A 13463-nucleotide genomic window follows, 5' to 3' on the forward strand; every position below is an offset into this window, starting at 1 on the left:
ACGCTACCGGCGCAGGAAGGCCAGGAAGCGGTGTTCCGCGCGGCGGAAGAGAAAGATCAGCGTGAAGGAAATGCAGGCGTAGAGAACGGCTGCGATGCCGAAGGACCAGAAAGGTTCGTAGGTCGCGGAATTGGCGTCATTCGCGACCTTCAGGATATCCGGCACCGTTGCGGTAAAGGCCAGCGTCGTCGAATGCAGCATGAGGATGACCTCGTTGCTGTATAGCGGCAAAGCCCGGCGCAGGGAGGACGGGATGATGATACGACGGTAAAGGGTGAAGCGGGACATGCCGATGGCGCGCGCCGCCTCGATTTCGCCGAAAGCCATATCGCGCATCGCGCCCGCGAAAATCTGCGTCGTATAGGCGCCGGTATTGAGCGCGAAGGCGAGCAGCGTGCAGTCGATGCCCTGCTTGAAGAAGCTGTTCAGGAAGCTTGTGTGCTGGACGATGCTGAGGCTGTAGATGCCGGTATAGATGATCAGCAGCTGCACATAGAGCGGCGTGCCGGTGAAGACGAAGACATAGGTCCAGACCGGGCCACGGATAAAGGGATTCTTTGCATTCCGCGCAATGGCCAGCGGCACGGCCAGGCAGAAACCGATCAGGCAGGAAATCACCAGCAGCCACAGCGTCATGGCGACGCCGGTCATGGTATAGCCGTCCGTATAAAGCAGCGGCCGCCAGTATTGCTGGATGATGTCGATCATGACGCCGCCCTCCGCACGCCGACGGAATATCGCTTCTGCAGCAGCATCAGCACGCCGTTGGAAGCGGTTGTCAGAACAAGATAGACGACGGCCGCCAGTACCGAAAAGAAGAAGCCGTTGAAGGTCGCCTTGCCGGCATCCTGTGTCGCCTTGATGATGTCCGACAGGCCTATGATGGAGACAAGCGCCGTCGCCTTCAGGATGACCTGCCAGTTATTGGCAAGCCCCGGCAGCGCGAAGCGCATCATCTGCGGGAACAGAATACGGCGGAAGGCATAGAACCGGCGCATGCCGAAGGAGCGCGCGGCTTCCATCTGCCCGCGCGGCACGGACATGAAGGCACCCCGGAAGGTTTCGGTGAAATAGGCGCCATAGATGAAGCCCAGCGTGATGACGCCGCTGGTGAAGGGGTCGAGGTTGAACTGATCCAGGCCCAGCGCATCCGTCAGATCGTTCAGCCAAATCTGTAGACTGTAGAACAGCAGCAGCATGAGAACGAGGTCGGGCACGGCGCGGATGATGGTGGTGTAGATGGTCGCGATGCCGACCGCGATGCGGCTGCGGGACAGTTTGGCGGAAGCGCCGAGAAGACCGATGAGGAAGGAGACGATCAGGCTGAGGATAGACAGCTCGATCGTCGTCAGCGTGCCGGACAGAATGATCGGGCCGTAGCCCCCCAGATTGAACATTCAACTTCCCCTTCCGGCAGCAGCGATGGAAGAAGGGCCGCAATCCTCGCGGACGCGACCCTTCCTCGTCAGAGCGGTATCAGTTGGCGCTCGGCTGATAGATGCTGAAGTTGAAGTATTTCGCCTGCAGCTTGTCGTAGGTACCGTTCTTGTGCAGGGCGGCAATCGCTTCGTCGATCTTGGCCAGCAGCGCCGTCTCATTCTTGCGCACGCCGATGGCGACGTAGGAGCCGAGAACGTCCTTCGGGTCATCCGTGATATTGGCGACGAGCGCGTAATCGGCGCCCTTCGGGGTCTTCAGGAAGCCGAAATCGGCCTCGACGGAATCCTGCAAAGACGCATCCAACCGGCCGCTGAGCAGATCGGCATAGACCTGATCCTGGCCCGGATAGGAGACGACCTTCACGCCATTCGGCTTCCAATAGGCATTGGCATAGGATTCTTGAATGGTGCCGGCTTCGACGCCGACCGTCTTGCCCTTCAGGCTGTCGACGGTCGCTGCAATGCCCGAACCCTTCTTCGCGATCAGGCTGGTCGGCTCATCATACATCTGGGTGGAGAAGGCGACCGCCTTCTCGCGCTCGGCCGTCTTGGACATGGACGACAGGATGGCGTCGAACTTGCGGGCCTGCAGCGCGGGAATGATGCCGCTGAAGGTCTGCGACACGAACACGCACTTCACCTTCAGATAGGCGCAGATGGCGCGGCCGAAATCCATGTCGAAGCCGACGAACTCACCGGAGGGCGACAGGCTCTCGAAAGGCGGATAGGTCGCATCGACACCGAACTTGATTTCGGTGAAGGCCTTGGCATGGGCCGGGCCCGTGCCGGTCAGGCCAAGCATCATCACAGCCAGCGCGCCGGCAGCCAGAAGCTTCTTCATCAGGTCATCTCCCTTGGTCTTGCTGGCGGGGCTGGTCGCCCGGACAGCCGGATACCGTTGAAAAGCAATATGCAAACGGCAGGCCATACGCCATGAGGCGACAGGGCCGGTATAGCCGCCGCCGCCCCTCTGCTACCAAAACCGGGCGACCGCAAGCGGGGGCGTCATCTTCAGGCCACTCGAAACGTCTTTTTCAGGCAAAAGCGTCATTCGCTTGACAGCCGGCATCTGTTGCAGGGATCAATCGGCTTTCAGAGAAAGATGTCAGCGGATAATGGCTCTGGTGCAGGCAGACAACGCAACCGCGCTTCTCAAGACCGGTGTGGAAGCACTCCGCGTTAACGACATGCACAAAAGCTTCGGGCCGCATGAAGTGCTGAAGGGCATTTCCATGACCGCGCATGAGCATGACGTCATCGCCATCCTCGGCAGCAGCGGCTCAGGCAAAAGCACCTTCCTGCGCTGCATCAATCTGCTGGAAATGCCGAATTCCGGCGAGGTTCGCATCAAGGGCGAACTGATCAAGATGAAGCGCCTTCGCGACGGTACCCAGGAACCCGCCGACGCCCGGCAGGTGGAGCGTATCCGTCGCGAACTGGGCATGGTCTTCCAGCAGTTCAATCTCTGGAGCCATATGACGGTCATCCAGAACCTGATCGAGGCGCCGATGCATGTGCTCAGCCTCAGCCGCCGGGAGGCGACCGAGCGCGCCGAGACGATGTTGGAGAAGGTGGGCCTGACGGCCAAGCGCGACGCTTATCCTATCCAGCTCTCCGGCGGCCAGCAGCAGCGCGTCGGCATCGCCCGCGCGCTGTGCATGGAGCCGGCGGTATTGCTGTTTGACGAGCCGACCTCGGCTTTGGACCCGGAACTGGTCGGCGAAGTGCTGGCCGTGATGCGCAAGCTGGCCGAGGAAGGCCGCACCATGCTGGTCGTGACCCATGAAATGGGCTTTGCCCGGCAGGTCGCCAATCGCGTCGTCTTCCTGCATCAGGGCAAGATCGAGGAAGAAGGCACGCCGGACGAGGTCTTCCTCAACCCGAAATCCGACCGCTGCCGGCAGTTCCTATCGCGCATCCATAGCTGAGCCACAGATATTCGCTTGAGCCGGCCGGCGTTTCATCGGTGACCGCCGGCCGCCGCCGCGCTACATCATTACCATGACCGTCGCACCCAAACCCCTGCTGCGCTGTTCCTGGGCGAATAGCGACGCGCTGATGGCCAGCTACCATGACGAGGAATGGGGCAAGCCCATCCATGACAGCCGGATGCTGTGGGAAACCCTGATGCTGGAAGGGTTCCAGGCCGGGCTGTCCTGGCAGACGATCCTCAAGCGGCGGGAGGGATTCCGCGACGCTTTCCAGGGTTTCGTGCCGGAGGTGGTGGCAGCCTTCGGCCCCGCCGATGTCGAGCGGCTGATGGCTGACGCCCGCATCATCCGCGCCCGCGCCAAGATAGAGGCGACCATCGGGGGCGCCCGCGCCTATCTGGCGATGCAGGCAGAGGGTTTGAGCTTTTCCGACTTCGCCTGGGGCTTTACGGGCGGCAAGCCGATCCGTGGCGACGGTGTCGCCCTGCCGGCGGAAACGCCACTGTCGCAGAACATTTCGAAAGCCTTGAAGAAGCGCGGCTTCAAATTCGTCGGCCCCGTCATCGTCTATGCCTGGATGCAGGCCGTGGGGCTGGTGGACGACCACGCGGCAGACTGCTTCCGCCGCAAGCGCAAAACCGTGGGACAATCCCGATGATCGCCAGACAGATATCGCTCACGCTTCTTGCCATGGGTCTCGGCAGTCTCTGCGCCGCTCCCGCCGCGCTGGCGGCCTGCCCCGTCACGGGTGAAAGCCCGATGGAAATCGCGACACTCTATTTCGGCCGGACGATTCAGGGCCATGGCCTTGTCAGCACCAGCGACTGGGCTGAATTCACCGCCAAGGTCATCACGCCCACCTTTCCGGACGGCTTTACCGTCAGCGACGGGTCCGGCCAGTGGCTGGACAGTAAAACCGGCAAGACCGACTACGACCCGGTGAAGATCCTGACCATCGCGGCGCCATCCTCCCCTGCCCTCGCGGTCAAGCTGCTGCATGTGATGAAGGCCTATGAAAAAGCCTACGCCCAGGAATCGGTGGGTTTGACGACGGTCGAAGGCTGCGCGGGCTTCGACGAATAAATCGGCCGAACGGAAGGATACAGACCATGGGCGACCGCATCCTTGTCCTCTACGGCTCCTATCGCAGCGACCGCATGGGCATCCGCCTGGCCGATTATCTGGTGCAGGGGCTGGCCGCGCGCGGCAATGACGTGGAGCTGATCGACGCGAAGGCGATCGGCCTGCCGATGCTGGACCGCATGTACAAGGAATATGCCAAGGGCGAAGCGCCGGCCGCCATGGAGGCGCTGGCGGAAAAAATCCGCACGGCCGATGCCTTTCTGTTCGTGACGGGCGAATATAACTGGGGCCTACAGCCGGGGCTGAAGAACCTGACCGATCATTTCCTGGAGGAATGGTTCTGGCGCCCAGCGGCCATCGCCAGCTATTCCGCCGGCCGGCTGTCCGGCGCGCGGGCTAATTCCGCCTGGCATTGCACCTTGTCGGAGATGGGCATGGTGGTGATTTCCTCGACGCTGACGGTCGGGCCGATCGCGGCGACGCTGGACGCCGAAGGCAAGCCCACCGGCAGTGCCGGCGAAGCTCTGGCGCGCGCCTTTCCACGCTTCGCGGATGACCTGGCTTGGTGGACGGAAGCCACCAAGGCCCAGAAGACGCGCAAGGCACCGCCTTACTAAGATTCAACGAGTCTGAGATCGTTAGCAACCTCTGCTCATTGCTTTAATAATATAATAAAACATTGCCGGCTAAGATCCGACCGCGACAAATCGTCAACGACTTTTGCTGTCGTTGCCTGTCGATTGGGTGGGAGATGACGCGTGCCATTGCTGATCGTGGACCAGGGCGAGAACAACCGGATCGAAATCAATCCTGATGTTATCGCCACAAGTTCCGGAGTGGTTAATACGGTCGGCAATAATAATACACTTATCATAGAAGCCGGCTGCACACTGGCGGATTGTAATATCAAGCTTGTCGAGAACTGCTCCTTCCAGGCTTGCGAAAATTCCGGATTGGCGAAGCTGGATGTCTATGCCGCCGACAATGGCCATGTGCGTATCGGCGCGGAATGCTGGTTCGCCTTTCACACCAGACTATATCTCCATGAACCCGCGTCGATCATCATCGGCGATCGCTGCCTGATCGCCAGCAAGACCTTGATCACCGTCAGCGACATGCATGAAATTCTGGATATGGACAGCGGCGACCGCATCAATCCAGCCCAGACCGTCATGATTGAAGACGGCGTCTGGCTGGGCGAGGAAGTGGCCGTGATGAAAGGGGCGGTCATCGGTGCCGGGTCGGCCGTCGGCTTCCGGTCGGTCGTGACCACTACCATTCCGCCGAACAGTCTCGCGGTCGGCATCCCAGCAAGGGTCATTCGGGACCGCATTACCTGGCGCTGACCGGCTGAGCGACGGATATCGGCGATCCCACCCCCGCGACGAATGCCCATGAATGGGATAGTCTGGCGCTCGCCCGCAGGGGCTGCGACGTCAATCGAGGGAAGCGGTCATGGATATCGAACTGGTCATGCCGGTGCTGGGCGAGGAGATGGAAGAAGGCCAGATGCGCACCTGGGTGAAATCCGAGGGTGACGCCGTGGAACAGGGCGAGGTCATCGCCATCATCAGCACGCCGAAACTCGATATGGACCTGGAATGCCCGGCCACCGGCTTTCTGAAGACCATCCTGGTGGATGAGGATGAGACGGCCGCCATTGGCGCTGTCCTCGCCATCATCGAGACCGAGGACGAGGACGACGCCGAGCGCGAAGCGCCCGAGCAGGATGACGAGGCTTAGGCCGCCTCACGTTTTCACTAAAACGACGTCATTCCCGCAAAGGCGGGAATCTTCTCCCTATGCCACCGCGGCAAGGCGTAGAAGATGCCCGCTTGCGCGGGCATGACGGTTGGGGAACGGCTTCAATTCAAACCTGAAACGCTTTACGCTGCGAAACTCCAGGCGCCTTCCTCGGCCGTCAGGCAGCGTAGGCGCAGCCCGTCGAACAAGCCGCGCCCCAGCGTATCGGCCAGCGCGTCTGCCACGCCGGTCCTGACCGCGCGGCTGTCCCATTCGGCCTGATCGACCTCCGCCACCACCGTCCCGGCCTCGGCATCCAGCGTGATCATGTCGCCGTCGCGTACGCGGCCAATGGGGCCGCCCATGCTGACTTCGGGCGAGAGGTGAATGACCATCGGTACCTTGCCGGATGCGCCGGACATGCGGCCGTCCGTCACCAGCCCGACGCGAAAACCCTGGTCCTGCAGCGCGCCCAGAACCGGCATCAGCTGATGCAGTTCCGGCATCCCATTCGCGCGCGGCCCCTGGCTGATCAGAACCGCGACGAAATCGCGCTGCAATTCGCCGCGCTTATGGGCGGCGGCCAGCGCCTCCTGCGTGTCGAAGACGATGGCCGGTGCGCGCACATGGCGATGCGCCGGCGCCACGGCCGAAATCTTGATGACCCCGCGTCCCATATTGCCGCGCATCAGCCGCAACCCGCCGTCGGTCGAAAACGGCTTTTCCACCGTCGCCAGAACGGCGGGATCGCCGCTGACCGCCGGCCCGTCCTGCCAGACCAGATGCCCATCCTGCAAAGCGGGCTCCTGCGTATAGGCAGTCAGACCCCGCCCCATGACGGTTGTGACATCATCATGCAGCAGGCCGGCCGCCAGCAATTCGCGGATCAGCAGGGACATGCCGCCCGCCGCATGGAAATGGTTCACATCCGCCTTTCCATTGGGATAAACACGCGCCAGCAAAGGGGTGACGGCCGAGATATCGTCGAAATCGTCCCAGGTGATCACAATGCCCGCCGCCCGCGCCATGGCGACAAGATGAATGGTGTGGTTGGTGGAGCCGCCGGTCGCCATCAGCGCCACGATGCCGTTGATGACGGCCTTTTCGTCCACGATCGCGGCGATGGGGATGAAGTCATTGCCGCGCGCGGTGATTTCCAGAACGCGGCGGGCGCTGGCCGCCGTCAGCGCATCGCGCAGCGGCGTGCCCGGATGCACGAAGGCCGCACCCGGCAGATGCAGGCCCATGACCTCCATCAGCATCTGGTTGGAATTGGCCGTGCCATAAAAGGTGCAGGTACCGGGGCCATGATAGGCCTTCATTTCCGAATCTAGCAGCGCATCGCGCCCGACTTCGCCCAGCGCATATTGCTGGCGGACGCGCGCCTTCTCGGCATTGGAAATCCCGGACGTCATCGGGCCGGCGGGCACAAAGATCGTCGGCAAATGGCCGTATTGCAGCGCGCCGATGACGAGACCCGGCACGATCTTATCGCAGACGCCCAGCATCAGCGCCGCGTCATAGACATTATGGGACAGGCCGATGGCGGTGCTCATGGCGATGACGTCGCGGGAAAACAGCGACATTTCCATGCCTGGATTGCCCTGCGTCACGCCGTCGCACATGGCGGGCACGCCGCCGGCGACCTGCGCCAGGCCGCCGGCCAGACGCGCGGCCCGGCGGATGATCTCAGGGTACTGCTCGTAGGGCTGATGGGCCGACAGCATGTCGTTATAGGACGTGATGATGCCGATATTGGGCGCGGCACCGCTCGCCAGACGATGCTTGTCGCCGGCCGCCATCGGCGCATAGGCATGGGCCAGATTGGCGCAGCCGAGGCTGGACCGTGCGGGATAGGCAGCGGCCGCCTTCATCGTGCGACCCATATAGGCGGCGCGGCTGGCGGCACTGCGCGCCCGCACACGCTCCGTCACGGCGGCAATTCGGTCATGAATGGCAGTCATGGCACCCTCCGCGTCTCAGGAGGAACGGTCATACCATTTTTCGACCGGAACGTCATCTGTCGCGTTACGAGAAAAATGTGCAGACTAATGGCGACGCACGAAACCAGGCCAAACACGCGCAGCGCTTACACGTGGCCAGAGACGTCGATTGGCTTTGGGGAAAAAATGGTCGGGACGAGAGGATTCGAACCTCCGGCCTCCTGCTCCCGAAGCAGGCGCACTACCAGGCTGTGCTACGTCCCGTTACCTGGATCGGTCGCTTCCGACCGAGGGCCGGCATATAGCGGGCTCTGTGCGGTAGGGCAAGCCATTGGCGCGCGGAAATGCGATGCAGGAACGAGGGGTAAGATGCATGGATAGAGTATGGCTCGGCGCCGGCGGCCTTTCGGGCCTGACCGGCGTGATGATGGCGGCCTTGGCCGCCCACGCTTTGCCGGGCCGGATATCCGCCGCCGATCTCGCCTTCGTCCATACGGCGGTCGAGATGCAGATGTGGCACGCTTTGGCTCTGATCGGCTGCGGCATTCTTGCCCGCCACAGCCCGGCTATCCGCGCCGTAACGGTCGCGGGCTGGGGTTTTCTGCTCGGCACGCTGCTGTTCTGCGGCGCGGTCTATAGCCTGGCGCTGGCCGGGACCGAGATACCGGCCATGGCACCCACGGGCGGCTTCCTGACCATGCTTGGCTGGATCAGTCTTGCCTCTCTGGCCTTTCGCCGCCGCGTTAGCCGGTGACGCTGACCCGCGCCACCGCTTCGATCACCATGTCGCGCAGCGAGGTAACATAGACGTCCGCGCCCATCATCCGCGCCAGATCCTGGTGGCTGAGGATCTCCGCCTCCGGCGTCCAGAGCCCGACGACGATCGGCACATTGGGCAGGCGCTGCCGCAGCCGGCGCAACAGGTAGCGCAGATGCGGCGGCTGGCCGACGAGTTCCAGGCAGGTCACGCAGATCAACGCGACGCGCGCCGTGTCCAAGGCATTGATCTGGGCGCGGGATACTGCGTCATGGGTCAATTCCCGGGTTTCGAACCCGTGCTTGCCGAGCAGCTGGGCCAGCATGGCACTGGGGATATCGTCCAGCGGGCCGCGCCCGCCGACGCAGAGTGCCAAGGGCGCCACCGTCATCGCGCCTTCCGGGGGCGGCAGGTCCACGTCCGGCGCCGGCTGCTTGACGATGACGCGGTTGGGCCGCTCCACGCCCGCCACCGCCTCCTCCTGCATCAGCAGCCGATGCGGCGGATCGACATCGTCATATTCATCCAGTTCCGCGATTAGCGTTGCGATATCGGCGCGCAGCCGCGCCACCTGCACCGACTTCATCGCCCCGCGCAGAATATCGCCGGCCGCCAGTTCCAGACCCTTGCGCGCCACGCCGTCGTAATAGGCGCTGAGCGAGCGGCTTTGCAACAATTGCTCCGCCTGTTCCTGTACCTCGTCCGGGTCATGCGCCAGAAGGCGCTGATAGAAGGTTTCCACCGGCGTCAGCGCCGGCCTGTCCCCCAGCAGCACGTCGAAGAATTCCAGCCGCTTCACATGCCGCCCGACCACGACCAGGCAGAGCGTCAAAGGCGTCGACAGGATCAGGCCGATCGGCCCCCAGATCCAGCCCCAGAAGACCGCGACGACCAATACCGCCACCGGCGACAGGCCCGTGGTGCTGCCATAGGTCATGGGTTCCAGAACCTGTCCGGTGATCCCTTCCGCCACGACGAAGAGGATCAGGGTCGCGAGTGCCAGGCCCCAATGCGGATCGACCGCGGCGGCCAGCGCGATCGGCAGCAGGGCGGAAATCAGCGAGCCGATATAGGGCACGAAGCGCATCAGCATCGCCAGCACGCCCCATAGGATGGGATTGGGCAGGCCGAGGAAGGTTAGGCCGATGCAGATGACGACACCGAAACCGGCATTGATGCAGGTCTGGGCCAGGAAATAGCGCGACAGCCGGTTTCCGGCATCGTCGATGGCGAGCGTGGTGCGATGCAGGTCGGTGGAGCCGAACAGCCGGATCAGCCGGTCCCGCAGATCCTCCTTCTGCAACAGAAAGAAGATCGCAAAGACGATGACGATGCCGACCGTCTCGATGGGGGCCACGACCGGTTCCAGCACCGTGCGCAGCAAGGCAAAGGTCGAGGGCGTTGTAGAATCGGGTGCTACCTCAACCATCTGACTACCCGTACCGCCGGGCGAGGATGTGGCAAGGGAATCCCGCCGCAGCGGCGTATCGGCGGCATTGCCGAAATGGCGCATCACCGCCTGCAGATGCTGCGTGAAATAGCTTTGCACGGTATGAAACTTCTGCATGATCGTCGCCTGATAATGCGGAAGGCTGCCAGCCAGATCGGCGATCTGCATGCCGATAATGCCGCCGAGCAGCAGAATGACCGCCAACGCCAGCAGCACGGCCAGCAGCACCGCGACCACCTTCGGCAAATGGCACCGACGCAGCAGAGCCACCACCGGCCCCAGCACGAAACTGAGCATGATCGCCAGCGTGATCGGAATCAGGACCGTCTTGGCGAAATAGAGGGCCGTCACGACCACGACGAAGACGAGCAAAATGAGCAGTCCCTGTGGCCGTGGTGTCTCGGATGCCGGAATACCCGCACCGGGAAGCGCCGACGCCTCGTCCACGTCCGACATGCGAAACCTCCCTGCAGCACGCGGCCCGACCGACGGGACGGGGTGATGCGGCGCTTGGGCGGATATGGGGGACCGTTTCGCAAGAAAAAGGGCAGTTCCCGCCGAAAGTCTCGCCCTTCCGCTGCGTGACGGCGAAGGTTATCGTCAACCTTGCCTTCCTTGAAGCCTGCTCTATCCTCTTTCGATGCACATGATCGGGCTGATCGGCGGCATGAGCTGGGAAAGCTCTGCCGAATATTATCGCATTCTAAATCAAGGCGTGCGTGACCGCCTCGGTCCAACAGCCTCAGCGCAGTGCCTGCTCTGGTCCTTCGATTTTTCCCACATCGAGCGCCTTCAGCATCAGGGCGACTGGACGGGTTTGACCAAACTCATGATCGAGGCCGCGCAGCGTCTGGAGGCCGGCGGCGCCGATGTGCTGCTCATCTGCACGAACACCATGCATCGGATGGCAGAAGCCATTCAGTCCGCCGTTGCCATCCCGCTTCTTCATATCGCTGACCCCACGGCCGAAAAAATAAAGGCCGCCGGTTTTCATAGAGTTGGGCTGCTCGGCACCGCCTTCACGATGGAGCAAGACTTCTACAAAGGCAGGCTGCGTGATCAGCACGGGCTGGCGGTGCTTGTGCCGGAGGAAGAGGACCGTGCGCTGGTCCATCGGATCATTTATCAGGAGCTGGTCGCCGGAAAAGTGACATCCCAGTCCCGCGACGCCTATCGCGGCGTCATCGCCCGTCTGGCCGCGCAAGGGGCGGAGGCGATCATTCTGGGCTGCACTGAAATCATGTTACTGGTGAAAGCGGAAGATAGTCCGGTGCCGCTGTTCGATACGACCGCGCTCCATGCCGAGGCTGCAATTACCTGGGCATTGAAAGATCAACCGTAACGCGATCCGTTTAGAAGCAGTCTGCCCGGTCAGATGACGTCATTTGACCGGGCGTTGCTGTAAAGCCTTAATCCCCGCGGCTGCGCCGGCTGGGGTCCGCCGTCACATGCCGGTCCCAGGGCCGACGTTCCGATTCCATCAGCGCCTCACCTCTGGAAATGCCGATATCGGCGAAAAGATGCGCATCCATCCGCGCCAGCTCTCGCCGGCTGCGCGCCGTTTTCCACATCGATCGCAAAACCGGCCAGATGGCACGAATGACGCCGACGCGGCGGCGCGGTTGCGTTATCGGGGAAAAGACAGTAGCGTTATCTATGTTTTCCATAGAAACGAATAACAGCACCGCACGTGTTACTCAACATCTGCGCCAGTTGGCAGACGCAGCCCAGCCCGGCGCGCGCCTGCCTTCAGTGCGCGACCTGATGCGCGATCTTGGCGTCAGCCCGGTTACCGTGCAGCGCGCCATCGACATATTGGTGCAAAGCGGGCTGATCGAGGCGCGGCCCGGCCAAGGCACCTTCGTGCGCGAAGGCCGGCGCGCGGCGGAAGCGGCGGCCGCGGCGGATTTCGGCTGGCAGAGCCTCGCCCTCGGCTCCCCCCGCACCCGGTCGGACGGGCTGCAATCCCTGCTGCGGATGCCGAAACCCGATGTCATGGCGCTCAGCCTTGGCTATCTGCCGGAAGAGACCTTGCCCCAGGCGCTGCTGTCGGCGGCGGGCGGTCGCGCGCTGCGCCGCCCCGGTGTCTGGGCACGCGTGCCCATCGAAGGGCTGGAAGCCCTGCGGGCCTGGTTCGCTGCACAGACGGGCGACGCCTATGCGGCGTCCGAGGTCACCATCTGCCCCGGCACCCAGGCCGCCAATGCCTCCGCCTTCCGGGCGCTGGCCCAGCCCGGCGATCCGGTTATCGTGGAAAGCCCGACCTATACCGGCGCCATCGCCGCCGCGACCAGCGCGGGGCTGCGGCTGGTGCCGGTGCCGATGGATGAAGACGGCATCAGGCCCGATCTGCTGGAACAGGCTTTTGCCCGCACGGGCGCGCGGCTGTTCTATTGCCAGCCGACCTTCTCCAACCCGACCGGAGCCGTGCTGTCACCCGCCCGGCGGAAGGCTGTGCTGGATATCGTCACGCGCGCCGGCGCGTTTCTGATCGAAGACGACTGGGCGCGGGATTTTGCCCTGGACGGTGACCCGCCGCCGCCGCTCGCCAGCGCCGACCGCAACGGTCATGTCGTCTATATCCGCTCGCTGACGAAATGCGCGGCACCAGGCCTGCGCATCGGCGCCATTTGCGCACGCGGCGCGGCGCTGGAGCGGCTGCGCATGGCGCGACTGACGGATGATTTCTCGGTACCCGGCCTGATGCAGGAAACCGCCCTGCAACTGGTGACAGCGGCAAGCTGGCCCAAACACCTGAAGGCGCTGCGGGCCGAGTTGCGGCGACGGCGCGACCTGCTCGTCACCGCCGTGCGGGCGGAACTGGGCGAGGCGGCGCTGGATCATGTGCCGGCCGGCGGGCTGCATCTGTGGGTCGCCCTGCCGCCCGGCAAGTCCGACGCCGATATCGCCCGCCGCGCGGCGGCCGAGGACGTGCTGGTCGGCAGCGGGCGCTTCTGGTTTCCGGCGGAACCGACCGGCCCCTTTCTGCGGCTGAGCTTCGCGGGCGCCAAGCCGGAATGGATCGGCGAGGCCGTGCATCGCCTCGGCCGCATCATCGCGACGGAGACGACAGCCGCCGCCTAGACAAGGCCCACATCCCGCGCAACGAATCCGCAT

Annotated in this window: 15 protein-coding genes and 1 tRNA gene; 9 read left to right on the forward strand and 7 right to left on the reverse strand. The window is 63.3% G+C overall.

Annotation, left to right across the window (positions count from 1 at the left end; genetic code table 11):
* Positions 1–3 precede the first annotated feature (3 nt).
* The 3 genes from ASILVAE211_RS08740 to ASILVAE211_RS08750 form a co-directional block, all read right to left on the reverse strand.
* A complete protein-coding gene (locus tag ASILVAE211_RS08740; RefSeq protein WP_227320927.1) occupies positions 4–708 on the reverse strand; it encodes an ABC transporter permease in 705 nt (234 codons plus the stop codon).
* The gene (locus ASILVAE211_RS08745; protein ID WP_227320928.1) at positions 705–1397 is read right to left on the reverse strand and encodes an ABC transporter permease; all 693 of its coding nucleotides are present in this window, start codon (positions 1395–1397) and stop codon (positions 705–707) included. Before ASILVAE211_RS08745 ends, ASILVAE211_RS08740 begins: the two co-directional genes overlap by 4 nt.
* A gap of 79 nt (positions 1398–1476) precedes the next feature.
* Positions 1477–2280, reverse strand: coding sequence for a transporter substrate-binding domain-containing protein (locus ASILVAE211_RS08750; RefSeq protein ID WP_227320929.1), 804 nt, complete (start codon positions 2278–2280; stop codon positions 1477–1479).
* Between the two features lie 274 nt (positions 2281–2554).
* Between ASILVAE211_RS08750 and ASILVAE211_RS08755 the strand changes: the two genes are divergently transcribed.
* The 6 genes from ASILVAE211_RS08755 to ASILVAE211_RS08780 all read left to right on the forward strand — a co-directional run bounded on the left by ASILVAE211_RS08755 (position 2555) and on the right by ASILVAE211_RS08780 (position 6196).
* A complete protein-coding gene (locus tag ASILVAE211_RS08755; RefSeq protein WP_319799546.1) occupies positions 2555–3367 on the forward strand; it encodes an ABC transporter ATP-binding protein in 813 nt (270 codons plus the stop codon).
* A 73-nt stretch (positions 3368–3440) separates the two neighbouring features.
* Positions 3441–4028, forward strand: a complete 588-nt coding sequence (locus ASILVAE211_RS08760; RefSeq protein ID WP_227320930.1) for a DNA-3-methyladenine glycosylase I — start codon at positions 3441–3443, stop codon at positions 4026–4028.
* The gene (locus ASILVAE211_RS08765) at positions 4025–4453 is read left to right on the forward strand and encodes a DUF3574 domain-containing protein (protein WP_227320931.1); all 429 of its coding nucleotides are present in this window, start codon (positions 4025–4027) and stop codon (positions 4451–4453) included. The genes ASILVAE211_RS08760 and ASILVAE211_RS08765 overlap by 4 nt, the downstream gene beginning before the upstream one ends.
* Before the next feature lie 26 nt (positions 4454–4479).
* Complete coding sequence (locus ASILVAE211_RS08770) at positions 4480–5070, forward strand: NADPH-dependent FMN reductase (protein WP_227320932.1); 591 nt, start codon at positions 4480–4482, stop codon at positions 5068–5070.
* Between the two features lie 141 nt (positions 5071–5211).
* On the forward strand, positions 5212–5799 hold the full coding sequence (locus ASILVAE211_RS08775) for an acyltransferase (RefSeq protein WP_227320933.1): 588 nt from the start codon (positions 5212–5214) through the stop codon (positions 5797–5799).
* A 109-nt stretch (positions 5800–5908) separates the two neighbouring features.
* A complete protein-coding gene (locus tag ASILVAE211_RS08780) occupies positions 5909–6196 on the forward strand; it encodes a biotin/lipoyl-containing protein (protein ID WP_227320934.1) in 288 nt (95 codons plus the stop codon).
* Between the two features lie 143 nt (positions 6197–6339).
* Here ASILVAE211_RS08780 and edd read toward each other — a convergent pair whose 3' ends face one another.
* Positions 6340–8160, reverse strand: coding sequence for a phosphogluconate dehydratase (gene edd / locus ASILVAE211_RS08785; protein WP_227320935.1), 1821 nt, complete (start codon positions 8158–8160; stop codon positions 6340–6342).
* A 166-nt stretch (positions 8161–8326) separates the two neighbouring features.
* Positions 8327–8403: transfer RNA gene (locus tag ASILVAE211_RS08790), tRNA-Pro, on the reverse strand.
* Between the two features lie 109 nt (positions 8404–8512).
* Between ASILVAE211_RS08790 and ASILVAE211_RS08795 the strand changes: the two genes are divergently transcribed.
* Entirely contained in the window at positions 8513–8893 is a 381-nt protein-coding gene (locus ASILVAE211_RS08795) for a DUF423 domain-containing protein (protein ID WP_227320936.1), read from the forward strand.
* Here ASILVAE211_RS08795 and ASILVAE211_RS08800 read toward each other — a convergent pair.
* A complete protein-coding gene (locus ASILVAE211_RS08800; RefSeq protein WP_227320937.1) occupies positions 8883–10802 on the reverse strand; it encodes an AI-2E family transporter in 1920 nt (639 codons plus the stop codon). The two genes, ASILVAE211_RS08795 and ASILVAE211_RS08800, sit on opposite strands and share 11 nt — an antisense overlap.
* Before the next feature lie 190 nt (positions 10803–10992).
* Between ASILVAE211_RS08800 and ASILVAE211_RS08805 the strand changes: the two genes are divergently transcribed.
* Positions 10993–11688, forward strand: coding sequence for an aspartate/glutamate racemase family protein (locus ASILVAE211_RS08805; protein ID WP_227320938.1), 696 nt, complete (start codon positions 10993–10995; stop codon positions 11686–11688).
* Between the two features lie 67 nt (positions 11689–11755).
* Here ASILVAE211_RS08805 and ASILVAE211_RS08810 read toward each other — a convergent pair whose 3' ends face one another.
* Positions 11756–12013: a DUF1127 domain-containing protein gene (locus tag ASILVAE211_RS08810; RefSeq protein WP_227320939.1), complete on the reverse strand. Its 258-nt coding sequence runs from the start codon at positions 12011–12013 to the stop codon at positions 11756–11758.
* Here ASILVAE211_RS08810 and ASILVAE211_RS08815 point away from each other — a divergent pair.
* The gene (locus tag ASILVAE211_RS08815; RefSeq protein WP_227320940.1) at positions 12003–13430 is read left to right on the forward strand and encodes an aminotransferase-like domain-containing protein; all 1428 of its coding nucleotides are present in this window, start codon (positions 12003–12005) and stop codon (positions 13428–13430) included. The genes ASILVAE211_RS08810 and ASILVAE211_RS08815 overlap by 11 nt on opposite strands.
* Positions 13431–13463 lie beyond the last annotated feature (33 nt).

It is taken from the genome of Acidisoma silvae (assembly GCF_020618775.1).
GTDB classification, from domain to species: domain Bacteria; phylum Pseudomonadota; class Alphaproteobacteria; order Acetobacterales; family Acetobacteraceae; genus Acidisoma; species Acidisoma silvae.